General features: G+C 55.8%; 23 protein-coding genes. All 23 read right to left on the bottom strand.

Translation table 11 applies throughout. From position 1 onward, the window contains the following. Positions 1 to 283: 283 nt before the first annotated feature. Positions 284 to 1,033, bottom strand: coding sequence for a YjjG family noncanonical pyrimidine nucleotidase (locus C4885_RS10080; protein ID WP_114000215.1), 750 nt, complete (start codon positions 1,031 to 1,033; stop codon positions 284 to 286). Positions 1,034 to 1,103: 70 nt separating this feature from the next. Further along, on the bottom strand, positions 1,104 to 1,274 hold the full coding sequence (locus C4885_RS16480; protein WP_158538870.1) for a hypothetical protein: 171 nt from the start codon (positions 1,272 to 1,274) through the stop codon (positions 1,104 to 1,106). 53 nt (positions 1,275 to 1,327) lie between these two features. After that, the gene (locus C4885_RS10075; RefSeq protein WP_114000214.1) at positions 1,328 to 3,031 is read right to left on the bottom strand and encodes an SGNH/GDSL hydrolase family protein; all 1,704 of its coding nucleotides are present in this window, start codon (positions 3,029 to 3,031) and stop codon (positions 1,328 to 1,330) included. A 101-nt stretch (positions 3,032 to 3,132) separates the two neighbouring features. Further along, complete coding sequence (locus C4885_RS10070; protein WP_114000213.1) at positions 3,133 to 3,777, bottom strand: HAD hydrolase-like protein; 645 nt, start codon at positions 3,775 to 3,777, stop codon at positions 3,133 to 3,135. Positions 3,778 to 4,214: 437 nt separating this feature from the next. Continuing rightward, positions 4,215 to 5,003, bottom strand: a complete 789-nt coding sequence (locus C4885_RS10065; protein WP_114000212.1) for an ABC transporter ATP-binding protein — start codon at positions 5,001 to 5,003, stop codon at positions 4,215 to 4,217. After that, positions 4,996 to 5,898 (bottom strand): ABC transporter permease, encoded by a 903-nt coding sequence (locus C4885_RS10060; protein ID WP_371681654.1) that lies wholly within the window; start codon positions 5,896 to 5,898, stop codon positions 4,996 to 4,998. Before C4885_RS10060 ends, C4885_RS10065 begins: the two co-directional genes overlap by 8 nt. A 159-nt stretch (positions 5,899 to 6,057) precedes the next feature. Further along, entirely contained in the window at positions 6,058 to 7,095 is a 1,038-nt protein-coding gene (locus C4885_RS10055; protein ID WP_114000210.1) for an ABC transporter substrate-binding protein, read from the bottom strand. A 332-nt stretch (positions 7,096 to 7,427) separates the two neighbouring features. Then, positions 7,428 to 7,928 (bottom strand): PTS sugar transporter subunit IIA, encoded by a 501-nt coding sequence (locus tag C4885_RS10050; protein ID WP_114000209.1) that lies wholly within the window; start codon positions 7,926 to 7,928, stop codon positions 7,428 to 7,430. Next, positions 7,925 to 8,752, bottom strand: a complete 828-nt coding sequence (locus C4885_RS10045; RefSeq protein ID WP_114000208.1) for an HAD family hydrolase — start codon at positions 8,750 to 8,752, stop codon at positions 7,925 to 7,927. The genes C4885_RS10050 and C4885_RS10045 overlap by 4 nt, the downstream gene beginning before the upstream one ends. Further along, entirely contained in the window at positions 8,736 to 9,674 is a 939-nt protein-coding gene (locus C4885_RS10040; RefSeq protein ID WP_114000207.1) for an RluA family pseudouridine synthase, read from the bottom strand. Before C4885_RS10040 ends, C4885_RS10045 begins: the two co-directional genes overlap by 17 nt. Further along, the gene (lspA, locus tag C4885_RS10035) at positions 9,661 to 10,164 is read right to left on the bottom strand and encodes a signal peptidase II (protein ID WP_114000206.1); all 504 of its coding nucleotides are present in this window, start codon (positions 10,162 to 10,164) and stop codon (positions 9,661 to 9,663) included. Before lspA ends, C4885_RS10040 begins: the two co-directional genes overlap by 14 nt. Before the next feature lie 190 nt (positions 10,165 to 10,354). Beyond that, positions 10,355 to 13,126 carry an isoleucine--tRNA ligase gene (gene ileS / locus C4885_RS10030; protein WP_114000218.1) on the bottom strand — a complete coding sequence of 924 codons (2,772 nt, stop codon included), beginning with the start codon at positions 13,124 to 13,126 and terminating at the stop codon, positions 10,355 to 10,357. A gap of 144 nt (positions 13,127 to 13,270) precedes the next feature. Further along, on the bottom strand, positions 13,271 to 14,239 hold the full coding sequence (locus C4885_RS10025; protein WP_114000205.1) for a DivIVA domain-containing protein: 969 nt from the start codon (positions 14,237 to 14,239) through the stop codon (positions 13,271 to 13,273). Between the two features lie 113 nt (positions 14,240 to 14,352). Further along, positions 14,353 to 15,159 (bottom strand): RNA-binding protein, encoded by an 807-nt coding sequence (locus C4885_RS10020; protein WP_114000204.1) that lies wholly within the window; start codon positions 15,157 to 15,159, stop codon positions 14,353 to 14,355. Continuing rightward, a complete protein-coding gene (locus tag C4885_RS10015; RefSeq protein WP_199488099.1) occupies positions 15,143 to 15,616 on the bottom strand; it encodes a cell division protein SepF in 474 nt (157 codons plus the stop codon). Before C4885_RS10015 ends, C4885_RS10020 begins: the two co-directional genes overlap by 17 nt. 157 nt (positions 15,617 to 15,773) lie before the next feature. Beyond that, complete coding sequence (locus C4885_RS10010; RefSeq protein ID WP_114000203.1) at positions 15,774 to 17,009, bottom strand: HlyD family efflux transporter periplasmic adaptor subunit; 1,236 nt, start codon at positions 17,007 to 17,009, stop codon at positions 15,774 to 15,776. A 59-nt stretch (positions 17,010 to 17,068) separates the two neighbouring features. Beyond that, positions 17,069 to 18,028, bottom strand: coding sequence for a tRNA (adenosine(37)-N6)-dimethylallyltransferase MiaA (gene miaA, locus C4885_RS10005; RefSeq protein ID WP_242979532.1), 960 nt, complete (start codon positions 18,026 to 18,028; stop codon positions 17,069 to 17,071). After that, positions 18,012 to 20,138 (bottom strand): DNA mismatch repair endonuclease MutL, encoded by a 2,127-nt coding sequence (mutL, locus tag C4885_RS10000; protein WP_114000202.1) that lies wholly within the window; start codon positions 20,136 to 20,138, stop codon positions 18,012 to 18,014. Before mutL ends, miaA begins: the two co-directional genes overlap by 17 nt. A gap of 352 nt (positions 20,139 to 20,490) precedes the next feature. After that, the gene (mutS, locus tag C4885_RS09995; protein ID WP_114000201.1) at positions 20,491 to 23,139 is read right to left on the bottom strand and encodes a DNA mismatch repair protein MutS; all 2,649 of its coding nucleotides are present in this window, start codon (positions 23,137 to 23,139) and stop codon (positions 20,491 to 20,493) included. A 49-nt stretch (positions 23,140 to 23,188) separates the two neighbouring features. After that, the gene (locus C4885_RS09990) at positions 23,189 to 23,596 is read right to left on the bottom strand and encodes a YlbF family regulator (RefSeq protein WP_114000200.1); all 408 of its coding nucleotides are present in this window, start codon (positions 23,594 to 23,596) and stop codon (positions 23,189 to 23,191) included. A 68-nt stretch (positions 23,597 to 23,664) separates the two neighbouring features. Next, complete coding sequence (gene miaB, locus C4885_RS09985; protein WP_114000199.1) at positions 23,665 to 25,047, bottom strand: tRNA (N6-isopentenyl adenosine(37)-C2)-methylthiotransferase MiaB; 1,383 nt, start codon at positions 25,045 to 25,047, stop codon at positions 23,665 to 23,667. 382 nt (positions 25,048 to 25,429) lie between these two features. Then, positions 25,430 to 26,116 (bottom strand): VanZ family protein, encoded by a 687-nt coding sequence (locus C4885_RS09980; RefSeq protein WP_114000198.1) that lies wholly within the window; start codon positions 26,114 to 26,116, stop codon positions 25,430 to 25,432. A gap of 79 nt (positions 26,117 to 26,195) precedes the next feature. Beyond that, positions 26,196 to 26,402: hypothetical protein (locus tag C4885_RS16755; protein WP_207657590.1), on the bottom strand; the 207-nt coding region annotated here is incomplete at its 5' end.

Here is a 26,402-nt window from a genome sequence, read left to right as displayed (position 1 = left end):
ATTATCTGCGCTTTTGGCTTAGCATCTGCCGCACCTCGCTCGCCGTATCGGCACTTAGAATTATGCGGTATTGCCCTATTTCTACAAACACAGCAGGATTTTGCATTAAAAAGCCTTAAATCCTGCTTGTATTTGCGAAATATCCGTCATGCTCTTTGTTTTCAGATTCACATTAAAGCAGCAGCCAGTTTGTTTTACTCTTCCACCAAAGGGCGCATCAAACCCGAAAATGTGCCGCTGCTCAGTTCTTTACCCCGGCAGCGGCACATTCCATTGGTCTGTTTCAGCCCTCGTTCATATGCCGACGGTTGCGCACGCCGACATTTTCCAGTTCTTCCGGCTCCATTACAATGCGGTACAGTTCTTCATAGCTGTGCACCGTATATTTGGGCTGGATGCCGGTTTTATTTTCCTCGTTGGCAAAGTTGACCCAGCAGGTATCGATCCCCGCGTTGATACCGCCCTTGATATCGGCCAGCAGGTCGTCCCCCACCATCAGCACACGGCTGCGGTTGGTCAGCCCCAGGTCCCGGATGGCATAGTCCAGCAGCTTGGGCGAAGGCTTTGCCGCACCCACTTTTTCCGAGATATACACACCATCCATAAAGCGGCCAATGCCGGATGCCGCAATGCGGGATTCCTGTACCTGGGTAGCACCGTTGGAAACGATTGCCAGGGTAGCAACTTCGCCCAGTTCTTCCAGAGCGGTCAGCGCACCGGGCATCAGATCCGCATGGTTGGCCAGCTCGTTCTCATAAAAGTCGTTCATCTCGCGGGCGTTGCCGGCTTCCGGTGTGCCAAGAGCCTGCATCACGCGGCCAAACCGCACCGCAAACAGCTTGCTGCGGTTCAGCTCGCCTTTGGCAAGGCTGTCCCACAGCTGGCGGTTGATCTGGTGGTAGGTTTCCAATGCTTCGGGGCCGTTGGGCATGCCGTAATGCTCTAACGTAATGCCGACCGCAGCACGCTCTGCTGCGTTAAAATCCAGCAGGGTGTTATCCACATCCAGTAAAAGACAAGTATAATTTGCCATAGATTTATTCCTTTTTTCCGGTCTATTCTCGCCAGATATCTGCCGGGGTGCTGCCCTGCCGCCAAAACAATTACTCCGTGTGCTGTGCTTCCGTCCGTTCATCGTCCGTCAGCGCATCGTCAAGGGGTTCTGCGTCAAGGGGCTGGCCCCAGTCAAAATCATAGTTTTCCACACTGCCGTCGGTCACATCGTTCTGGCCGTTATCCGGCTGATAGCCAGCCTCGCAGTCAAAGACAAACATGTGATCACCTCCCGGCTTATGCTATGCCGGGGGCAGGCGCTGTGTGACTGCAATCAGTCTTCGTCGCCAAAGGGGAAGAACGGGAACTGATCGCCCGAATCACTTGGTTCCGGGGTTACCGTGGGGTCCGAAAGGGGTTCCGTTACGTTGATGACAAGCTCTGCATACTGACCATTGTTGGCAGCACGCACGGTATAGCTGCCAACGGTATCCGCGCTGAACTGCACGTTATCGCCGGTTGCACTCCACTGCGGCTTCTGGGCGCAGGTCCAGGTGGTATCCCCCGAAGGATTGCTTACGTTGGCCTGCAGCGTTGTGGTACTGCCTGCCGGCATGGAGCTGACCCCGGTGATGCTGACGGTGGTAGCCGGTGCCTGCACATGCACCATCAGTTCCTGCGAAGTATAGGTACCGTTGACTTTCAGCCCGGCCTTGATGCGGTAATCTCCGGTGGCATTCGGCGTAAAGGTATAACTGGCGCCATTCTGCATCAGGTCATCGTTGACCGACCACTGCACACCGCTGTTATCATAGCTCTTGCCGCCCAAGGTGACACTGGCGTTGATGGTCAGGGATTCACCCTGCTTGATGGTGCTTTCGCCCTGATCCAGGTTGATCTGCACACGGGCATCGTTGAACATTGCCGTCACGGAAATATCCTTGGTTGCGCTGTCCACACGGGTAGCGGTGGTCAGGCCATCGCTCCACTTATAGAACGTATAGCCGTCCGCCGCCACAGCGGTAATGGTCACGGTCTGCTTTTCGGCTGCGTCCATTTCGATGGAAGTTACGCCGCTCTGGTCATTGCCCTGCAGGGTGCCCTTGCCTTCTTCCACCAAGTATTGCAATTTGAACGTTGTAGGGGTCGCCGAAGGCGTGGGCTCCGTGGCGGCTGCGCTGCCGCCAGCCTGCTCAGTACGCTGCGGAATATCATCCGTGTTGGGGCGGGTATCCGCAGTATCGTAAGCATGATTGCGCAGGTAGTTCAGCACCACATTCGCGCCGGATGTGCTGAAGCCATTCTGTTTGTTGTTCAAATAGGCTGCTTCGGCATAGCCGCTGTTGCTGTCTTTCAGTGCTTCGGCCAAGTTCAGGTATTTATAGCCTTCATCATTGCACATCTTGGCCAATTCCTGGTTGAACTGGTCGATCATCAGCTGCGTTTTGGCGGCATCAGATGCATTTTTTGCCACAGGCGGAATGGCACAGACAATGACATCGCAGTACTGGTACGCACCGGTAATTGCGATGACAGCCTGCTTATAGTTACGGGCAAAATTATCATAGGAAAGGCTGCCGTCCAGATCGTTGCTGCCCAGCAGCATGACCACGCGGCGGGGTTTCATTTTGGATACCGCCTGCGGGACGGTATAGGCGCTGGAATCCCCCGCAAAGTAAACGCAGGCATCGTTCAGCAATGAGCTGACGGTCAGGCCGTCCTTGCCTGCAAACTGATCCAGCGTGATGACTTTATCGTCATACAGGGACTTGGCAAACTGATCCCCCACAAACAGCGTGGAGGAGACATAATCGGTGCCTGCATCAGAGGTTTTGGCCAGCACGGACCCCAGCGAAGTATCCAGCGGATAGGCCTGCGGGTCATAGCGGCCGCTGCCGCCCAGCGACAGCTTGCCCGGCAAAACCCAGGATGCAATAAATGTAAGGATGACAGCCAGCACACATACTGCCAGAACAGCACATGCCTTGCGCTGGGTTGGGCTGAAGGATGCCCGGCTGCCGGATGTTTTGCGGCTCATAATGTTCGTTTCTCCCTTTGTTCCTTATGTAGGATGCGCCCGCGGGCCGGGTTGGTTCCGGCGGCGGGCTGTGCCCGGCAGCGCTTTGCACCGCGCGGGGTTCAGCCCAGAATATACTGGGTCAGTTCTTCACAATTTTGCGCCAGCAGCACCGGATTCCAGGGTTCCATTTCTTCCCTGCTACCATAGCCGTACAGCACGGCAGCAGCGGGCAGCTGGTTGTTGACTGCGCCCTGCATATCATCCTGGCGGTCCCCCACCATCAGGATGCGCTTGCCCGCCAGGCGTGGGTCCTGCAGCACAAGGCGGATCACATCCGTCTTGTTGTCCACACTTTCGTCCATGCTGGCCCCGCCAATGCGGTCAAAATAGTCAAACAGCCCCTGCTCTTTCAGGATGGGTGTTACAACTTCGACCGGTTTGCAGGTTGCCGTTGCCATGTACAGCCCGGCATCTTTCAGGGTATTCATCATCTGACGCACCCCGGGGAACAGGCTGCACTGGTGGCTGCCAACTTCCTCGTAATGCACGCGGTAATACTCCACGGCCTGCTCCACCTCGGCATCCGTTGCAAAGTGCTGGGCAAAGCTCCAGCGCAGCGGAGGGCCAAGGTAGCGGGAACAATCTATCGCATCCGGGTCAAGGCCCATTTTGCGGAACGCATAGGCAAAGCAGTTAAAAATGCCCGGCCGGGAATGGATCAATGTTCCATCAACATCAAATAAAACGGCGTCGTAACGCTGCATCCAAAATACCTCCTGCGGAAAGGCGGTGCTCCCTTTATACAGTCCTGATAACTTCCCATGGCGCTTGCGGCCGCGTTGTTTATGGCTACTCCTCCGGTGTAAAGCACACTCCCTTTACATCCATTTCAAGAGCCTTGGCCGCATACCATGCAGAGAAAACAATGAACTTTCCTGGGTTCTTTATGTTCTCTTTTGGTGTATACGGAACCGAAAACAGACGATCCGATACTCTGCCGTCTGTCAATTCCGTCATAATATACAGTTGTATTATATCATAACTGTCAAGGTTTGAAAATGACTTTACGGAAATTTGATAATTTGCCCCTTCTTTCCTGCTCCAAAAGACAAAAAAGCCGCTGCAAACCGGTAAAATCCGGCCCACAGCGGCAGTTAAATGGTATAAAACTTATCCAAATCCGATCCTGTACGCAATCTTATCAGGAAAGGATCATGCGGTCATTGGCTTCGCCGCCAGCCTGCTCAAAGCGCTGCAGCAGATCCGATACTTCCAACTTTGTCTTTTCTTCGCCGCGCACATCATAAATCACATGGCCTTCGTTCATCATGATCAGGCGGTTGCCATAGCGGATGGCATCGCGCATATTATGGGTGATCATCAGGGTGGTCAGGTGGTTTTCCTGCACGATCTTGTTGGAAATTTCCAGCACCTTGGCGGCGGTCTTGGGGTCCAGGGCTGCGGTGTGCTCGTCCAGCAGCAGCAGCTTGGGCTTTTTCAGGGTCGCCATCAGCAGGGTAACTGCCTGGCGCTGGCCGCCGGAAAGCAGACCGACCTTGCTGGTCATGCGGTCCTCCAGGCCCAGGCCCAGGGTTTTAAGCAGCTCGTGGTACTCGGCATTTTCCTTTTTGGTAATACCAACGCGCAGGGTGCGGCCCGCACCGCGGCGGGCGGCCAGGGCCAGGTTTTCATCAATCTGCATCGTGGCGGCGGTGCCCATCATGGGGTCCTGGAACACACGGCCAATGTAAGCGGCGCGCTTGTGCTCCGGCAGGCGGGTGATATCCTTACCATCAATAATGATCTTGCCCATATCCACCGGCCACACACCGGCAACAGCATTCAGCATGGTGGACTTGCCTGCACCGTTGCCGCCGATTACGGTGACGAAATCGCCGTCCTCCAGTGTCAGGTTCAAATCATTCAGGGCAACCTTCTGGTTGACCGTACCGGGGTTAAAAGTCTTGTAAACGTTTTTGATCTCAAGCATTGCTGCTGCCGCCTTTCTTTACCGCAACGCGGGTGAAGTATTTTGCTTTCCAGTATGGAACCGCAAGGAAGATGGCGACCACGATGGCGCTGAGCATTTTGAGCAGGTCGGTATCGATCTTGAACCAGATGCAGATCTGCATAACAATGTAGTAGATGACGCTGCCGATGCCAACGCTGAGCAGCTTGAGCGCAAAGTTGCGAAAAATCTTGCTGAACACGGCTTCACCGATAACAACGGCAGCCAGGCCGATCACGATAGCACCGCGGCCCATCTGGACATCAGCAAAGCCCTGGTACTGGCTGAGCAGCGCACCGGAGAATGCCACCAGACCATTGGAGAGCATCAGGCCCAGCACAATGTTGAAATTAGTGTTGATGCCCTGCGCCCGCGCCATGTTGGCGTTGCAGCCGGTAGCGCGGATGGAGCAGCCAAGCTCGGTGCCGAAGAACCAGTACAAAATAGCGATAACAACCACCATAAGAACGGCCACGATCAGGATGGTATTGCGGTAAAACGGAACGCCTTTGATATAACGCAGGGATACCAGCAGGTCATATTTGTCCACGTTGATAGCCTGATTGGCTTTTCCCATGATTTTCAGGTTGACCGAATATAGGGACAACTGGGTCAAGATACCGGCAAGGATGGTCGGAATGCCCATAAACGTGTGGAACAGGCCGGTCACCAGGCCAGCCAGCAGGCCAGCACCAAACGCCAGCAGCAGGGACAGCCAGACGTTCATGCCGGAAATCATACACATGATGCAGACCGCACCGCCAAGGCCCAAGGTGCCGTCTACCGTCAGGTCGGCAACATCCAGGATGCGGAAGGTAAGGTAAACGCCAATCGCCATAATGGCCCAAATCAGGCCCTGCGCCAATGCGCCCGGCATGGCATTGAACAATGTTGCAATGTTCAAGAGATCGTCAACTCCTCAAAAAAAGATATAGTCTTTTTAATTATATCAAAAAATCGCGGGAAAGAAAAGCCTTTTCCGCGATTTTTGTATTAAAGTTACCTGCATCAAATCAAAGCAGGCCGTTCTGGCTGTTTAGCCCTCGTATGCCACATAATCATCTGGGATGGTGATGCCCAGAGCTTCGGCAATGGTCGGGTTGTATTCCTTCGTGAACTCCGGAGCGTACTCAATGGGCATCTCCTCAACCTTGCTTTCGCCGGTCAGGATCTTGGCGGCCATCTTACCGGTAGCAACGCCCAGGTCATAGTAGCTGATGGACAGGGTAGCAACGCCACAGCCGCTCATGATGCCTTCCTCGCCTGCAACAACAGGCACACCGGCGGGCTGGCAGATGTTATTGACGATCTCAGTGTTGTTGGCAACGGTGTTATCGGTGGGAACATAGATCACATCGCTGGCATCGGCAGCGCTCTGGCAGACGGTGGCCAGATCGTTGGAGTCAGAGAATGCATAATACTCGCAGGTGTAGCCCAGTTCTTCCAAGCTGGCCTTTACGGTATCAACCTGATACTGGCTGTTTGGTTCGGCGCTGCAATACAGCAGACCAACGGTCTTTGCATCGGGGAACAGTTCCTTGATGATTCCTGCCTGCTCATCCAGAGGAGCCAGGTCGCTGGTGCCGGAAATATTGGTGCCGACAAGGCCATCGAAGTCATCAATACCCAGTGCCACGCCGTACTCGGTAACAGAGGTGCCCAGAACCGGGATGGTGTTGGTGCCGGCCTGTGCAGCCTGCAGGGCGGGGGTTGCGTTGGCCAGGATCAAGTCAACATTATCAGAAACAAAGCCATTGATGATGGTGCTGCAGGTGTTGGAATCGCCCTGGGCGTTTTTTTCCTCAAAGGTAACGGCATCGCCGAGCTGCTCGGTCAGGGCATCCTTAAACCCCTGGGTTGCAGCGTCCAAAGCAACGTGCTGCACCAGCTGGCAGATGCCGACCTTGTAGGTCTGGCCGTCAGCAGCGGCGGTATCGGAAGCAGCGGTGGATTCTGCGGCAGAAGAAGCGGTGCTGTCCGCGGCCGATGCAGCAGAGCTTGCTGCAGTGCTGCCACAGGCAGCAAGGGAAACAGCCAGGCAGCCGGCTGTCAAAATAGAAAGTGCTTTTTTCATGGTATCTTCCTCCCAAATCTATGCATCGCTCACCGGCATCCACTATGCTGCATAGCCTTGGGTGGGTGTCCTCTCCGAAAAGCGATTTAGTGATTTAAAGTATAGCATCAATCGTATTCCCCTGCAAGATACAATCCGCCAAATCGCGGCGCTTTAGGGCACTAAATTTCCACATTTTGCACAATTTTAACAAAAAAGCACACCCTGCGTTCTGCCTTTGGGGCATTCGCACAGGGTGTGCAGTATCAATAAGACTTATAAAATGATATTTTTCTCTGTTTCAACAATCGGGTGCTGGATTGCTTTTGTGTTCCTTGCCGTTTTGGCCTCATTTATGCAAAGATTGCCGCTTCGGTCTGGTTCAGGATGCGGATAAACGCCTCTCGCGTATCCGCCATACGCAGTTTTTCCGTCAGGCGGTGGTCGCTGAGCAGGTTGACAAGGCGAGCCAAAATCAACAGGTGGTCGCTCTGGCGGTCCGGCGGAACCGCAACCATAAAGATCATATCCACCAGCTTGCCGTCCGCTGCGCCCCAGTCCAGCCCGCGGGTAAGGGTCAGCGCGGCCAGCCCAAGCGAGGCAACGCCCGCATTGCAGGCATGCGGGATGGCAAGCCCTTCCCCAATGGCGGTGGTGCCGCCCGCGCGTTCACGCTCACACACGGCTTTATAGTAGGCGGTACCGTTGGTGATCACGCCGTTGCTCTCCTGAAGTTCCACCAAGGTTTCCAGCGCCGTCTGCACACTGGGCATCTCGGCATGCAGCATCACACTGTCACGGTTCAGTAAACGGCTGACTCTCAGCTGTGTCTGCTCACTTTCCCTGTGTTTCATACGCCCTCCACCTTGCTGATCAGCTTGTAAAGGAACTCGCCCACCGCGCCGCCGGTGCAGTCGCAGTTGGTCACTTCGTTGGCCGCTGCTTTTACTTCGGACGGCGCATTGGCCACAGCCACGGAATAGCCCGCTTTTTTCATGATTTCGAGATCATTATAATAGTCACCGATCACGATGGTTTTTTTGATGTTCTCATTCAGGATATGGCAAAGCTCTTCCATTCCGGCTGCTTTGCTGATGCCGGAAGGCATAATTTCCAAGTAGATCTGGTTGGTAGGCAAAAAGTAATTATCCCGGCCAAAGTACCGCGTTTTGGCGTACTGTCCCGCTTTGCGGATCGTTTCCGGATCCCCGGCAAACACCACCTTCAGCCAGCCATCCGGCACATTTTCCAGCGGGCAGGCCACGCTTTCCATGTGTTCATCCACCTGGTGGGCGTGGGTATAGCTGCTGGCGTGAACAACATACATCTCCCCCGCACCGGCCATGACCTCTACACCAATCTTCGGGAATTTTTGCAGCATATCGGCAATGGCGGCAGCGGCCTGTTCCTGATTCAGGCAGGAGCGACGCAGCACACGGTTGGTCTGGAAATCATACAGCAGCGAACCATTGCAGGAGATTGCTGGCAGCGAAAGCTCGATATCGCCCAGCGCCGCGCGGATCGACTCCGGCGGACGGCCAGATGCGACGGTAAAGCGCCCACCCATGGCGGTAAACAACCGAATGACGCTGCGGTTGCAGGCGGGAATGCCCTCCTTTGCAGTCAGCAGGGTGTTATCCATATCACAAAAAACCAGATAATCACTCAAACGCTCCATGGCGGCTTTCCTTTCTCAGACGGCTTAAGTAGTCCTGAAACCAGTCAGGCAGTGAGCTGTCAAACTGCATCCATTCCCCGGTAGCGGGGTGCACAAAGCCAAGCTCCTTGGCGTGCAGGCATTGACCGTTCAGGCTGCGGATACAATTTTTTGGCCCATACACGGCATCCCCAGCCAGCGGGTGGCCAATGGACGCCATATGCACCCGAATCTGATGGGTGCGGCCTGTTTTAAGCTTGCATGCAATGTAAGTAAAGTTGCCGAACCGTTCCAGCACCTGCCAGCCGGTGTAGGCATATTTGGAGTTCTGCTGGGTCACGGCCATCTTTTTGCGATCCTTAGGGTCGCGGCCGATGGGGGCTTCCACAAAGCCGGTATCCTCTTTCAGGTTGCCATACACCACAGCGTGGTACACCCGATGGATAGAATGCACGCTCATCTGTTCGGTCAGTGCCTGGTGGGCGGCGTCCGTTTTTGCAACGACCAAAAGGCCGCTGGTATCCTTATCAATGCGATGCACAATGCCGGGGCGGATGGCCCCGCCGATGCCGGACAGCCGCCCCGCACAGTGCCACAGCAGTGCATTGACCATGGTGCCGTCCGGGTTGCCGGGCGCAGGGTGCACCACCATGCCTTTGGGCTTGTTGACCACCAGCAGGCTGTCATCCTCATACACAATGTCCAGCGGAATGTTCTGGGGCTGGGCTTCGATGGGCTGCGGGTCCGGCAGGGTGAGCAGAATCGTCTGCCCGGCTTTCAGCTTATCCTTTTTGTTCAAGGGGCTGCCATTGCAGGTCACACTGCCCGCTTCGATCAGGTTTTGCAGCTGGCTGCGGGAAAGATCCGGGCACTGTTCCGCCAGCCAGCGGTCCAGCCGCAGGCCAACGCTTTCCGGCGCAAGGGTCAGTTCACGCTGTTCCATCTGTGGGCGCACTCCCCTTTTGCTGTTTTGCTTTTTGTTCGCGGCACATATCCAGCAGCAGGCTGAGGACCAGCAGGCCCACGCCGACACAGATGCAGACATCCGCAAAATTGAACACCGGGAAATTGATGAACAGGCAGTTCAGGTAATCCACCACCACGCCGGTGCGGATACGGTCGATCAGGTTGCCAACACCGCCGCCCACGACCAAAATCCAAGCAGCACGCTCCAAACGCGGCATTTTGCGCAAAAGCAGCATACCGGCCAGCACAGCCAGCATCACACCGGTAACGATCACCAGCAGCGTGCGCTTGCCGCTGAGCATAGAAAACGACATACCATCATTGAGCAGGTAATAAAATTCCAGCACATGCGGGATAAAGGGTTTGCTGCCAACCGGCAGCAGTTCCACGGTGGCCCAAAGTTTGATCAGCTGGTCAACCAGCGTCAGGCCTGCCGCAGCAAGAATGGATAAAATGCCAACCAGCATAAACGCCTCCGTCGTCCGGGCCAATGCAGCGCTGCAAAATGCCCTGACAAAAACAGCGGTGCAAAGGCTTGATAAAAGCGCAAAAGCACCGCTGTAAATCATACTATGGCAATACCGCACAGTTCCTGTTTTGCAGGCTTAAGCACTGGAACAGCGCTTAACATCATGTGGCATAGCCCTTTATTTGAAATTAACCAAGAACTTTCGCACAGCGCGGGCACAGGCCGTCTTCGCCAACAGCTGTATCGAACTTCCAGCAGCGCAGGCACTTGTTGCCGGCAGCATGGGCAACGCTCATGCCCAGGCCCTCGGTCAGACCCCTCACGCCGCCTTCGCCCTTGACCAGATCCACATGGGAAACGATCATCAGATCGGCCAGCTCATCCATCGGGATGGCGTTCAGGAAGTCATACATTTCATCGCTGCAGTACAGGGTAACGGCAGCTTCCAGAGAGGAACCGATGGTCTTATCGGCACGGGCCTGCTCCAGAACCTTCTTTACATCGTCACGCACAGCAATGATCTTGGCCCACTTGGCGTCAAAAGCGGCATCCTCATCGCTCTTGGCTTCCGGCATACGCTCCCAGCAGACATACTCCTGCATGCCTTCCAGCTTCGGGATGTAGCTCCAGATTTCCTGGGCGGTGAAGCACAGGATGGGGGCAACCAGCTTGGTGAAGTCAACCAGAATGCGGTACAGCGCAGTCTGGGCGCAGCGGCGTGCGTGCTCGTCCGCGCAGTACAGGCGGTCCTTGATGACGTCCATATAGAAGTTGGACATATCAATGACACAGAAGTTGTAGATTGCGTGGTAAGCGCGGGAGAAATCGTAATTATCGTAAGCGGCACGCACATTGGCGGTCAGGCTGTTGCAGCTCTTGAGTGCCCAGCGGTCGATTTCGAACAGCTGATCCTCGGCAACCATATCCGTGGCAGGGTTAAAATCGCCAATGTTGCCCAGCATAAAGCGGGCGGTGTTGCGCATCTTGCGGTATGCTTCGGACAGCTGCTTGAAGATATTCTTGCCTGCGCGCACATCAACGGTGTAATCGCTGGAAGCAACCCACAGACGAACGATGTCAGCGCCGTAATCTCGGATGATTTCGGACGGTTCCACACCGTTGCCGGCAGATTTGTGCATCTGCTTGCCCTGCTCATCAACGACCCAGCCATGGCACAGAACGCCTTTGTACGGGGCAACGCCCTGGGTGGCAACGCTGGTCAGCAGGCTGGACTGGAACCAGCCGCGGAACTGGTCGGCGCCTTCCATATACAGGTCAGCGGGCCAGTTCAGTTCGGGACGTTCGCGGCAGACTGCGCTCCAGGTAGAGCCAGAGTCGAACCAGACATCCATGATATCGGGATCCTTTTCCCAGTCAGAAGCGCCGCATTCGCAGACCTCAGTCTTGGGCATGATCTCGTTGGCATCGTACTTATACCAGGCATCGGAACCTTCCTTGCGGAACAGGTCGCTGACAGCCTTGATGGAAGCATCGGTGATGTGGTACTTGCCGCAGTTCTTGCAGTAGAACACCGGGATAGGCACACCCCACACGCGCTGACGGCTGATGCACCAGTCGCTGCGGTCACGCACCATGCCGTGCATACGGTCATGACCCCAGGCCGGCTGCCACTTGACTTCGTCAATGGCCTTATAGGCTTCCTCGCGGAACTTATCAATAGAGCAGAACCACTGTTCGGTTGCACGGAAGATGATGGGATGGTGGCAGCGCCAGCAATGCGGGTACTGGTGGGTGATGTGCTGCACGCCCATCAGGTGGCCGGACTGCTTGATGTGCTCCAGAATAACTTTGTTGGCAGCCCAGACCTTAAGGCCTGCAAACTCTTTGCCTGCTTCTTCGGTCAGGTAACCGCCATCGTCCACGGGGACAATAACGGGAACCTGCGGGTAGTGGTTGACGCAGACTTCAAAGTCCTCAACACCGTGGCCAGGTGCGGTATGAACGCAGCCGGTGCCGCCTTCCAGGGTAACGTGGTCACCCAGGATAACCAGGCCCTTGCGGTCCAGGAAGGGGTGCTGATACTGCATCAGCTCAAATTCAGAGCCGAGAACGCGGGGCTCCAGAACCTCGTAATCCTCGATATGGCAGGCTTTCATGGTGGATTCCACCAGACCGGCAGCCATCAGGTGATATTCATCGCCGATTTTGACGAAGGCATACTCCAGGCTGGGGTTCAGGCAGGTTGCCACGTTGGCGGGCAGGGTCCAGGTGGTGGTGGTCCAGATCACGATCCATGCCTTGTCCAGAGGGATACCGTACTTGGCCAGAACACCGTTGGGGTCATCGGTGAGCTTAAAGCGGACATAGATAGAATCGCACTCGTCCTCGGCATACTCGATTTCGGCTTCTGCCAGAGCAGTACGATCTTCCGGGCACCAGTAAACGGCTTTCATGCCCTTGTAGATATAGCCTTTCTTGGCCATCTCGCCAAAGATCTCCACCTGGCGTGCCTCAAATTCGGGGCGCAGGGTCAGGTAGGGGTTGGCGAAATCGCCCTGAACGCCCAGGCGGGCGAACTGGCTGTTCATCACATCAATATGCTCGGTAGCAAACTCTTTGCAGATCTTGCGCAGTTCCAGCTTGGAAATGCCGGCCTTTTTATCGCCCAGAGAGGACAGAGCCTTCAGCTCAATGGGCAGACCGTGGGTATCATAGCCGGGAACATAGGGAGCACAGTAGCCCGACATGTTCTTTTCACGGATGATGATATCCTTGATGATCTTGTTCAGGGCAGTACCCATATGGATATTACCGTTGGCATACGGAGGGCCATCATGCAGAACAAAGCGCGGCAGATCCGCGTTATGTTCGATCATTTTTTCGTAGACGTGGTTTTTCTCCCAATCCTCCAGCATTTTGGGTTCCTTTTTCGGCAGCCCGGCACGCATTTCAAAGGGGGTAGCCATCTTATGGATGGTATCATTGTAATTCTGCGGCAAAGTTTCCAACTCTCCTCTATTTCCTTATTATAGCTGATATGGCGGCTTGTCCAAAGCGCAGTATACCAGGTTGCCCCGGCAGTTCTGCATCGTTCAGGCAGGTCTTAAAATGCTTGGGGTACGCGCACGCACAAATGTGGCACCTCAAACATCATAATCAATGTCATCAAATGCGTCAAGCTCCGCTTTGGCAGGGCTCTTGGTTTTGCGGGCATTTTTGCCCGTGCTGCGGGCCGAAGCACCGCGGCTGCGGGAGCCGGATTTCTTGGCGGGCTTTTCCGGCATATCCCCGCCGTAAAGCCCGGCAACGGATGGCATATCATCGTCCGGCAGGATTGGCTTTGTTTTGGGGGCAAAGGCAAATTCTACCGTATCGATCTTTTCCTCGTCCAGCGGCTGGCCAGGGGCAGGTGCCGGAGCCGGTTCCGGCTCTTCGGGCTGGGCGGGTTCTTTCGGCTCAGCCTCGTAATATTCCGGTTCCTCATATGCCGGATAGCTTTCCTCCGGGGCTGCGGGCTGCGGAGCCGGGACATCCTCCGGGATTGGCTGGTTGGGTTCCGGCTGCGGAGCCGGGGCAGGCTGTTCTACCGGCTGGGGTGCAGGCTGCTGCGGGGCTTCCTGCGGTTCCGGCTGCGGCTGCGCGGCCTGCTGTTCTGCACGGTTGGGGTGATACTCCGGAATTTTGGCAATCATTTCGATGTGCTGGCGGTACAGGTCCATCAGGCGCTTTTTGAATGCATCCGCTTCCTGCTTTATTGTCACAAGCTCCTGCTGGGCCAGCTCCACCTCATCGCGGGCGCGCTGTTCACGATCCTCCGCCTTAATGTTGGCGGCACGAATGATCTCGGCAGCTTTCTGTTTGGCTTCCTTGATGACGTTCTCGCCAAGGCGCTGGGCATTGATCATGGTTGTGCTCAGGGTATCTTCGTCGGCACGGTACTGGTCAATGCGCTGGGCCAGTATGACCAGCTTCTTCTGCAGGTCATCATTTTCTGCGGCCAGGCTGTCGATGCTGTCCGCAACCTGTTTGAGGTAATCGTCTACGTCCTCACAACGATAACCGCGCATGGCACGGTCAAAGGTCACGCGGCGCACATCATCCGAAGCAATCATCCAAATTCCTCCTGTTTCGGGTGGCACACACCCGGAATGGTATCCAAAATTTTACCGTTCGGCACGGCTGCCGGGCTGCCCCGGCCCATGGGTTTCACATTCAGGTTTTATGTTCAATACTGATAAAACGTGATAAAGATGCGGTCCTTGCGGCTTTTGCCGCCGATTGCCACCAGACGGTAGCGCCCAACGCCCCGCACGGTGAAGATATCGCCTTCAAACACATCCTCATGGGCGGTGCGCAGCGGAACGTGGTTCACTTCCACCCTGCCGCTTTGGATTGCCTGCGCCGCAATGGAGCGGGAGGTGCGCATCATGGCTGCCAATACGGTATCTGCCCGCAAAGATGGCACCGTTGCATCCTGCGTCTGGCGTTCCGGCCCGCGCAGGACTTCTTCCGGCACGGCATCGCAGCGCTCGACATGCACCGGGCTGCGGCCAGCTTCCGTCAGGTTGGAAGCAATAAAATCCGCCTTATCTTCCAGCACAAAGGCATACACACTGCGGGCATCGGCCGGATCCGGCAGGATATCCCCCAAACAGGCACGATCCAGGCCAAGACCCAGGATTGCCCCCAGATAGTCACGGTGGCCCGGCACGGCGCTGCCGCCCTGCTGCGGCGCTGTGAAATGCAGCACCGCAACTGGCTCTTCCGGCCAGGAATCCGGTGGTTCAATGCAGAGCACTTTGCGTTCCGCATCCGGCCAGCCGCCCTGAAAGCGGGCAAAATCGCAGCCCTCACGGTTGAGCGCGGCCTGCGCAAGGGCCTGTTCGCGATCCGAAAGGAAGCCCGTTGCCCGCGGGATGCCACGCTGCATGGCGGTACGGCAGAGTTCTTCCACCCGGCGCATCAAAAAGCGTTCATCCTCGTTCTGCGGCGGCACAAAGCCGCGGGTCCTTGTATCAGAAGAAGACGCCATTGTTCTCCAGCTCGTCCAGCAGGTCGCCCATAATATCAACGTTATACGGGGTAATGATGAATGTACTGGTTGCTACACGCTTGATCTGGCCGTTATTGGCGTAAGCCACGCCGGACAAAAAGTCGATCAAACGGCGGGAGACTTCTTTGTTGGTGGATTCAAGGTTCAGCACAACGGTGCGCTTTGCGTTCAGCTGGTCTGCAATGGCAGCAGCATCGTCAAAACGTTCCGGCTTGACCAGTACAACCTGCAGCTGGGTGGTAGCGTTGATGTTGACCACCTTGTTGCTGTGCTGCTTAGCAGTTTCCTGCGTGGGGTAGGCTTCTTCCGGGGCTGGCGAACCGCCCTGACCACCGCCAGGGAAGATATCATCCTCTTCGTTATCATCCACATAGGAATCTGCTTCGGGATCCTGGTTGATTCCGAGGACGTTTCTCAAACCATCTATCATGGACATGGCAGTTACTCCTTACGTTTGCTTAGTTGTATAAATTGCACAAAAAAAGCCCCGATCGGCTTTTGTCACAACTATACAGTATTTATTATCTTCCATTTTTGCTTCGTTGTCAATACAAATATAACAGAATGTGGGGCAAAACGCCCGTTTTCTGTCCTTACAGCAGCTTGCCGTCCTGCAGGTTGCTGCCTTCCACGATCACCTCATCGTACAGGCGCAGCTCGTTATCCTCCCCCACTTTGCCGCCTTCCGGTACAAGGATGTAGGTATCGTCCTCATATAAAATGGTAATGCGGCGGAAGCGCTGCAAATCGCCGTATTTGACATATACGCCGCGCTGGCCGTTCACGATATGCAGGGCCCTGCGGTCAATGCGGATGCCCTGGTAGGTGTGCAGGCTGATTTCGGCTTCCTCATAATTCAGGCAGAGCACCTGCGCATTGATGCTGCGGCATTCCAGCGCCACTTTGGCAAGGCCGGTTTCTTCGTCGGTGGTCACATCCACCACGGTGGCAGCCAAAGGCTCTTCCTGTTTGCCCGGAACGCTGATGCTCACGCGGGACAGGCCGTTCAACCGCTCGGCAAGGTCTGCCGAACACACGGCATAAAACCGCCAGGAAAACCCGGTTACAATATGCCCGGCAAGGTCGGCATTGGACGGAGTCTCCCCTGCGTTGATCATCTTTTGCAGATCAGCCGGGCTCATGGCATCCAGCTCCGTGGGATCCCGCACCACCGGGGCGGCGCTTTCGGATGAGACAAAATACCCGTTGGTATCCGCTTCGATCGTCTGCAGGCCGTTCAGCTGGGCAGCAATGCCGTCCCGCTCGGCCTGCAGGCTGGCCAGCACCTCGCCAAAGCCCGCCGCCTGGCCGGTGCTGATCTGCAGTTTATTTTGCGCCAGCAAAAAATCTTCCGCAGCATCCTGAATTGCGCCGTAAGATGCTGTGTCGATCTGGTCCAGCAGGTTATACAGCGCCGTGCGCGTCTGGGTGGTCAGAACCGAAAGATCGCTGCCGGAGGAATTTTCCGACTTTGTCAGCAGCAAAATCGCACGATCCAACCGGTCCAGCCGTTCCCGCATTGCTCCCTGGGAATCATCCGTATACTGTTCCGCCAGAATGGTGCCCGCGCTGACGCGCTCACCATCCTGCACCACATATCCCAGGTTGCCGCTGCCAGGCACATCCACTGCCTGGAACACTGCCACGCCTTTCAGCGTGATGTTATCCGACATGGTGTAGGCAATGGCGGTTTCGGTTTTGTAAGTTCGGTGGAAGATCGTGTAAATCTGGATACAGAGATACCCAAGCACCACAACCAGCAGCGCCGTAAACAGGGCAAAAAGAATTTTTATGAATGCTTTGGGCTGGCTTTCATTCTGTTCATGCATTGGGTATCCCCCCTTTGGTTTTATCTTTTATATATAGATAGCGATATTGTTACTGCATTTCAAGCGTTGTTTTCCGCCAGGAACGCTTCGGTCTGTTCTGCCGCCTGCTGTTCCAGGTTTCCGTCTTCCAGGTAAAGCCACACAGCGTCCGTCTGGCGGCGGAACCAAGTCAGCTGACGCTTGGCATAATTGCGCGAAGCCTGCTTGAGGTGCGCAAGGCAGCTTTCCAGGTCTGCTGTTCCCTCAAAATACGGGAAGAACTCTTTGTAGCCGATGGCCTGCGCCGCGGTGCGGTAGGTATCGCGGTGGTCATACACCAGTTTGGCCTCTTCCAGAATGCCGCTTTGCATCATACGGTCACAGCGGGTATCAATCCGCTGGTAAAGAAGGGTGCGGTCGCGGCAGGTCAGGCAGAGACAGAGTGAACGGTAAGGTTTTTCCGCCGGACGGGCGGCCTCGCGCTCAGCGCTCATCTTGCGGCCGGTGGCACGGTACAGTTCCAAAGCACGGATGACCCGAGGGGTGTTGTTGGGATGCACCTTGGCGGCATAGCCCGGGTCCACCGCGGCAAGTTCTACATAGAGCGCCTGGGAGCCTTCCGCCTGCAGGCGGGCTTGCAGCTCCTGCCGGATGGCGGGATCCACTTTTTCCGGCGTAAAGCCAATGCCGTTGAGCAGGCTGGTAATGTACAGCCCTGTGCCGCCCACAACCAGCGGCAGCTTGCCCTGTGCCGTCAGCTGGGTGATGGTTTTCCCCGCAAGGGTGGTAAAATCCGCCACGCTGAACGCCTGTTCCGGCGCAAGGAAGCCGACAAGATGGTGCGGCACCCCCTGCATTTCTTCCGGGGTCACTTTGGCAGTGCCAACATCCAGCCCCTGATAGATCTGCATGGAATCCGCACTGATGATCTCGCCGCCAAAGCGTTTGGCCAAGGCGACCGAGAGTGCGGTTTTACCAGTTGCCGTCGGTCCGCCAATGGCAACCACGCGGGGCTTGGCGGCATTATACAAGGCGTCCAAACTGTTTTTCCAGCTCCTTCCGGGTCAGCTTCAGCACGCAGGGGCGGCCATGGGGACAAAACGGCGGCACACTGCCGTCCATAATTTTCTGGGCCAAGGCCAGCATTTCATCGGTGGTGGTCCTGTCCCCCGCTTTAATGGCGGCGCGGCAGGCAATGGAATGCAGTACCCACTCGGTTTTCTCCCGCAGGGCATCGCGGCCGCCGTTCAGCAAATGGTTGGCCAGTTCCAGCACCATATCCCCCACATCGTCCACCGGCACATCCGCGGGAACGGCACGTACCACAACGGTAAAGCCGCCGTAATCATCCACTTCCACACCGCTGTTCTGCAAAAGTTCCTGGTGGGCCAGCAAAGCTTGCTTTTCCTCAGCGGAAAGGTTGACCTGCACGGGGACAAGCAGCATCTGAGACGGCACGCTGCCGTAATCCTTGGCGAGCTGCTCAAACAGGATGCGCTCATGTGCGGCGTGCTTATCAATCAGACAAAGCTCATTGTTGCGCTCGGTGATGATGTAGGTTTTGAATACCTCCCCCACCACGCGCAGCGGCAGGCTGGCGGGTGCCGGGGCAAAGGTCGTCTGCTCCGGCGGGATGTCCGCCTGGGCAGTTGGGGCATTGTGAGTGATGGGCAGTGCGCTCAGGCCGGTGGCAGATTTTTCCTCTTCCGGCAGTTCCGGTGATTCAATATTTTCCAGCTGGGCCGGGGCAGGCTGCTGCGCGAGGGCTGTGGTTACAGCGGGTTCTGCCTTGGGCTGCTGTTCCGGCAGGTCGGGCAGAATGTCCAGCAGGTCCTCCTGTGCCGTGTGCGGCGCGGGGGCGGCAAACTGCGGGGTGCTGGGTGCATTAAATGGTGCCCGCACCGAGTTCAGCTCCATCACTCCGCTGGTACCGGGCAGCGTGCGGGCAGGCACCGGGGCCGTGAGCTTATTCAATGCGCGGTACTCTGCCGCGGAAAGGGTGTTGAAATGCTTTTGCGGCTGAGGCGGCTGGGCCGGTGCAACCGCAGGCCGCTGGGGGTTGGACTGTGCCGGAGCACTGCCGGGCAGCGTTGTCTGCTGCGGGGCGGGCTGGGGATTTTCTTTTGCCACATGGCCCAAATCAAAGCGGCACTCTCCGCTGCCGGGGGCAGCCAAGGCCGCGCGCACCGTGCGGTAGACCGCATCGAACACATCGCTTTCCCGCGCAAACCGGATCTCGGTTTTGGCGGGGTGTACGTTGACGTCCACCAGGTCCGCCGGCATATCAACGCGCAGGATGGCGCCGGGGTATTTGCCCTGCATCAGGGTACCCTTGTAAGCGTTTTCCAGCGCAGCCATCATGGTGCGGTTTTTGACATAGCGGCCATTGACGTAAAAATGCTGCGCACTGCGAGACGCCCGGCAGGCGCGCGGCGGGGTGACAAGGCCGGTCACTTTATAAACGCCGCCATCGCCATCCAGCGGCAGCAGGTCGCGGGCAAACTCCCGCCCCAGCACCGCATAGGCAGCGCTGCGCAGCTGGCCGTCACCGGGGGTCATGAACTGCTGCTTGCCGTCCCGCAGAAAACGGAATGCAATTTCCGGGTGGGACAACGCTTCATGCAGAACGATATCCGCCACAAAAGTTCCCTCACTGACGTCCTTTTTCAGGAACTTCATGCGGGCGGGCGTATTATAGAACAGATCGTTCACCGTTACGGTGGTGCCGCGCGGGCGGGCGCCGGGCTCCATGCCCTGGGGCTCGCCGCCCTCAATGCGATAGCAGCAGGCGTATTCGTCCGCTTCGGTGCGGGTCAGCACCTCTACCCTGGCCACGCTGGCGATGGAAGCAAGCGCTTCGCCGCGGAAGCCAAGGGTGTGGATGTGGCCCAGATCCTCGGCACTGGCAATTTTGCTGGTTGCGTGGCGCACAAAGGCTTTATCGATATACTCTGCCTCAATGCCGCTGCCGTTATCCGCAATTTGCAGCTGTTGAATGCCGCCGCGCACGATGGAGAGCGTGATCTGCGTTGCACCGGCGTCGATGGCGTTTTCCAGCAGTTCCTTTGCAACCGAAGCAGGCCGCTCCACCACCTCGCCTGCGGCGATCAGTTCAGCGGTATGCTTATCCAGTACGCGAATTTCTGCCATGGGGTACCTCTTTCTAGGTCAGGGGGTGTTTTTCTGCTTAAAGTTTAGGGCAATACCGCACAATTCCCGCCTAACGGCTCAAGCACCGCTCCGGCGGCTGCGGCACGGCATCTGCGTTGCCAAAATGCTCGATAATGTCGGGTTGCGGTACCCGCATCGTGCTTCGGGGGCAAAAGCCCCTCGCACTCTGCGACCGCTGTCCCTGCTTCGGTTCGCTGTTTCCGCCACTGGCGGCGCTCACCTTTGCAGCATCCAGTATTATCTGTGCTTTTGGCTTAGCATCTGCCGCACCTCGCTCGCCGTATCGGCACTTAGAATTATGCGGTATTGCCTTAGCGTTTGAACAATGTATTTACTTCAGCGCCTGTTTCAGTTCATACAAGAAGTTCAGCGCTTCGATGGGGGTCAGGGTCTCAATATCCAGGCTGTTCAGCTTGTCCACAACCTCGCTGGGAACGGCGGGGTTGTTATAGGCTTCCACTGTTTCGAAATCCAGCTGCATGGCCTTGTTGGCGCCGGGAGCTGTGGCTTCCAGCTGGCGCAGCACGGCGTGTGCACGCTTGATCACGGCCTCCGGCAGACCGGCCAGTTTGGCGACTTCAATGCCATAGCTGTCATCCGCCGGGCCCTGCACAATGCGCCGCAGGAAGGTGATATCCTCCCCGCGCTTTTTGACGGCGATGTTATAGTTTTTAATGCCGTCCACATCCTGGTCCATGCTGGTCAGCTCATGGTAATGGGTAGCGAACAAGGTTTTGCAGCCGATGTTATCGCAGATATACTCCACCACGGCGCGGGCAATGCTCATGCCGTCAAAGGTGGATGTGCCGCGGCCGATCTCATCCAGAATGACCAGGCTGCTCTTGGTGGCCCGCTGCAAAATTTCGGCCACTTCGGTCATTTCCACCATAAAGGTGGACTGACCGGCGGCAAGGTCATCCGATGCGCCCACGCGGGTAAAGATAGCATCCACCACACCGACATGGCAGCTGGATGCCGGAACAAAGCTGCCGATCTGCGCCATCAGGGCAATCAGCGCATTCTGGCGCATGTAGGTAGATTTTCCCGCCATGTTTGGGCCGGTGATGATGAGCATGCGGTTTTCGGTTTCGTCCAGCGTTGTATCGTTTGGCACAAACAGACTGCCTTTCAGCATCTGCTCAATCACCGGGTGGCGGCCCTCGGTAATAGAAAGCACATCGCTGTCATCCACCGTGGGCTTTACATAGTTGTTCTGCACCGCCGCTTCCGCAAAGGAAGCCAGAACATCCAGCTGGGCTACCGCAAAGGCCGTGCGCTGGATGCGCAGCAACTGGGCGGAGATGGCTTCCAGCAGGTCAGCAAACAGCTGGTGTTCCAATACCAACAGGCGCTCGTTTGCGCCAAGGATCTTGTTTTCCAGTTCTTTCAGTTCGGGAGTAATGTAGCGCTCCCCTGTTGTCAGGGTCTGCTTGCGGATAAAGGTATCCGGTACGCTGGCCGCATAGCTGCGGCTGACCTCAATATAGTAGCCGAACACTTTATTGAAACCTATTTTCAGCTTGGGGATACCGGTCTCCTCTTTCAGCTTGGCTTCCAACTGGGAAAGGAAGCCCTTGCCGCCGTGCATGATATCCCGCAGCTCGTCCACTTCGGCGTTGAACCCTGCGCGGATAGCACCACCGTCCTTAAGGTTTGCCGGGGGATCTTCCACCAGGGCACGATTGATGAGGTTCAGCAAATCTTCCAGCGGGTCCACAGCGCCCGAAAGCTCCTGCAGCAGTGGGGTGGTACACTGCCGGGCCAGCTGGCGTACCTGCGGCAGATAAACACAGGTATCCCCCAGGGCTTTGACCTCCTTGGGGGTGGCGGAGCCATACAGAATGCGGGTGGTCAGGCGTTCAATGTCATATACATGGGAGAGCGCTTCTTTTAAGTCCGCACGGGTCACGTTGGCATTGTACAGTGCTTCCACTGCATCCAGACGCTGGTTGATGACACTGCTGTCCACCAGCGGCTGCTCGATCCAGGCGCGCAGCTGGCGTTTGCCCATCGAGGTTTCGGTTTTATCCAACACCCACAGCAGCGTACCGCGCTTTTCGCGGCCGCGCATGGTCTCGGTCAATTCCAGGTTAGCGCGTGTGACCGGGGAAAGCCGCATGTACTGGGCATCGGCATAGTTCTGCACTGATTTGATGCGGTCGATGCCGTGCTTCTGGGTCTCATGCAGGTAGCCAAGCAGTGCCCCAAAGGCATAGGGCACCAGACCGTCCTGCGCAAAACCGCAGGTATTGCGCCAATCCGCCCCAAACTGAGCGGTCATGGCGTCCTCCATCACCCGCTGCTGGTAGCAGGCATCCTCGCGCAGTTCCACCAGCGCATGGGTATGCTGGCGGACATAGTTGGTTACTTCTTTTAAGTCCAGCAGTGCCGGGTTGATCAGAATTTCACTGGGCATATAGCGGCAGAGCTCGGTGATGATGGCCGGGCCCATTTTTTCCGCGGTCAGCTCGGTGGCATAGGCCTCGCCGGTGGAAATATCCGCAAAGCAGATGCCGGCTTTCCAGCGGCTGCGCATCTTGCGGGTATAAATGCTGCAGATATAGTTGTTTTTATCGTCCGCCAGCATGCTGCTTTCGATCACAGTACCCGGCGTAATTACGCGGATGATATCCCGCTTGACCAGCCCTTTGGCCAGCGCCGGGTCTTCCATCTGTTCACAGATAGCGACTTTGTAGCCCTTGGCAATCAGGCGGGCGGCGTAAATTTCATACGAATGGAACGGCACGCCGCACATCGGCGCACGGTCCGGCAGGCCGCAGGCTTTGCCGGTCAGAGTCAGTTCCAGCTCCCGCGATGCCGTCAGGGCATCGTCAAAGAACATCTCGTAAAAGTCACCCACGCGGTAAAACAGAATCTCGTTGGGGTGCTGGCGTTTGATTTCCAGATATTGCTGCATCATGGGTGAAAGCGCCTGTGTATCAACATCCTCAACTTTTTGGGGCACAATGTTTGCTGCCATTCTTCACACTCCCGATTCTGTTCATGAACAAATTGGCTGCTGTGCTGCCTTAGTGGCAGCCGCCACAGGTGGAGCAGCTGCCGGTGCAGCCGCCGGTGGGGGCCTGAACGGTCATGGGGTCGCCGCCGTTCATGGCCGTGTTGATGATGGCATCAATATGGCTGACCATGGCTTCGCACTCTTTTTTGGCGGTGTTGTAGCGCACCATGCCCTCACTGGACATGATCTGGGTGTACAGGTCGTTCACCTGCTGGTTCAGTTCGGCCACATGGGCGGTATCCGGTTCCGGCTTGGCGCTTTCGTTGTTCAGGTCCAGGCGCTTGAGATTGAACTCGCCGATCAGGCCCTGCAGCTCCTGGTCGTTATCGTTTTCGCGGCGGGCTGCATCCAGTTCCAGGTAACGGGGGTCAGTCTGCATGGCAGCGGCGGCTTTTTTGAAAAGATCAATGCAATCCATTTTGGTTACTCCTTATTATTACGCTGTATTCAGCAAATGTTAGCTACGATATTTTATTGGAACTGGCTTTATTCTGCCAGTTCCCCCACCAGCAGTGCGGCGCGGGAACCGGTCAGGCGCACATTGGCGTACTGGCCGATCAGGCTTTCCTCGGCGGGGAACTCGACGACCAGGTTGTTATCCAGCCGCCCGTTCAGGGTGCCGGGGGTGCGGCCAGCAGCCTCCACCAACACTTTCACGGTCTGCCCCGCCATAGCGGCGATCATCGGGAAAGCAATGGAATCCTGCAGTTTCAGCAGGCGGTCCATGCGGGCTGCCTTTTCGGCATGGGTGGCCGGGTCCGGCAGCTTGGCAGCGATGGTACCCGTGCGCTTGGAATAGATAAAGGTAAACAGCTGCATGTATTTGACCTGCTGGATCAAATCAAGCGTTGCCTGGAAATCCTCTTCCGTCTCGCCGGGGAAGCCGACAATGATGTCACTGGAGAAAGTTACACCGGGGATTTTCTCCTTAGCATAATTGACCAGGTCCATATACTGGGCAACCGTATAGTGGCGGTTCATTTCTTTCAGGATACGGTCACTGCCGGACTGCACCGGCAGATGGATATGCTTGCACAGGTGATCCTGCGCGGCAATGGTATCGATCAGCTTACGGCTGGCATCCTTGGGGTGGCTGGTCATAAAGCGGATCTGGTAATCGCCCGGAACGGTGCACAGCAGGTTGAGCAGATCGGCAAAATCCGTCTTTTCTTCCAAACCTTTGCCATAGCTGTTTACGTTCTGGCCCAGCAGGGTGATTTCTTTATAGCCCTGCTCTACCAGTGTTTTAAACTCTGCCAGAACATCCGCCGGGGTGCGGCTGCGCTCGCGCCCGCGCACATAGGGCACAATGCAGTAGGTGCAGAAATTATCGCACCCATACATGATGGGCAGCCAGGCGCGGAAGCCGGAATCACGCCGGATGGGCAGCTCCTCCACCACGGCGTTGCGCTCGACCGGGGTTTCCAGGTAGCGCTTGCCGCGGTGCAGGCGCTCCACCAGCATGGCGGGCAGGCGGTCAATGCCGTCCACGCCGAACACCAGATCCACATAAGGGTAGCTGGCGCGCAGCTTATCCACAATATGCTTTTGCTGCACCATGCAGCCGCATACCCCGATGATCAGGCGGGGGTTCTTTTCCTTCAGCTTTTTCAGCGCGCCGACATTGCCGAACACGCGCTGTTCCGCATGTTCGCGCACAGCGCAGGTATTGAACAGGATCAAGTCTGCCTGCTCGACGGAATCACAGACGCCGAAGCCGATGTCCATCAGCACGCCGCGTATCTTCTCACCATCGTTCACGTTCTGCTGGCAGCCATAGCTGCGCACATAGGCAAGGGGCGGGGTATCATAAGTCTGGGCGATGACGGCGGCGGCATCCGCGTTATGGGTATAGGTTAGTTTTTCCAAGATATTGCTCCTGACGGGTGCAGTTTGTCCCAGCTAACGTCTGGGAGAGCACAAAAAATTAGAATCTGACACTTAAGTATACCGCAACGCACGGCAAAGTACAAGATGCCTGTCCCCAGAAATTTTGCTCAGAAAATTTTCTGGTGTCGAGAACTTTCACCGGGTTTGGAGTCCTCATAAAGTTAGGCAGGGGGTGTGGCATAAAGGCGGAAGTATTTAAGGTGTATCTGAAAACAAAGAAAATGACGGGTACCACCACTTAAAAATGTTCTTGAAAAGACGCAAGACAGTAACGACAATACGAATATTCTCTCACTATAGGCGTTCATTTTTTCTATTTACGGTTTTGTGATTTGGTTAAAATTATATTATGCCATTATTTCTACAGTAGCACACGACTCAGATAAAAGGCTCCCACATAACATGCCAGATAATAAACTTTTGCTTTGCGAGTAAAATCCCTTATTAAAAATACATAGACAAAAATTCCATAGCACAGTAACACTACACAGTGAACTGGCAGCAATTTTAGCGAACCATCTCCTAGGAACATTTCCGCAATGAAGGCAATAAACATCGGTGGAAGCATTGTCGCACTGATATCAATCAATTCGTGAATCTCAAACTTTTGATTTTTGAAGGATATCTGCTGCAGAATAACATACACCACAATTCCCGTCAAACTTCCCAATGTGTTTACAATAAGGTCATCTATATCTACGACACCAGTTTTTAAAACGAGCTGCGCGCTTTCTATGAAGAATGTTGTCAAGCATGACATTCCAACTGCTTTATATACGCGGAAATTCTTTTGATAATAGCAGTAAATTACTCCAAAAGGTACAAACATTACCATATTATAAAGCATATCCCATGAAACAGGGCTGCGACCATATTTCAAGTTTTCTCTAATACTATGGAACGGCAGTAGATTAATTTCTTCCACCCGCGTTAGTTGACCACCCATAATTGTCATAATCACGTTAAAACGCGACACGCACATACAAAATACTATCAAAAAATATAGTATAGTCATAAACTGGAAGCCATGCTTTCTTCTGCTTTTCATGATCGGTTGCCTCTCCAATCGCTTTAATTTATCATAGACTTCTTTAAATTTATTTATGGCAACACCGCACAATTCCCGCCTAGCGGCTCAAGCACCGCTCCAGCGGCTGCGGCACGGCATCTGCGTTGCCAAAATGCTCGATAATGTCGGGTTGCGGTACCCGCATCGTGCTTCGAGGGCAAAAGCCCCTCGCACTCTGCGACCGCTGCCCCTGCTTCGGTTCGCTGTTTCCGCCACTGGCGGCGCTCACCTTTGCAGCATCCAGTATTATCTGCGCTTTTGGCTT

This window comes from Subdoligranulum sp. APC924/74, from assembly GCF_003324125.1.
Lineage (GTDB): Bacteria > Bacillota > Clostridia > Oscillospirales > Ruminococcaceae > Gemmiger > Gemmiger qucibialis.
This window is presented reverse-complemented; position numbering and strand designations above follow the sequence as displayed.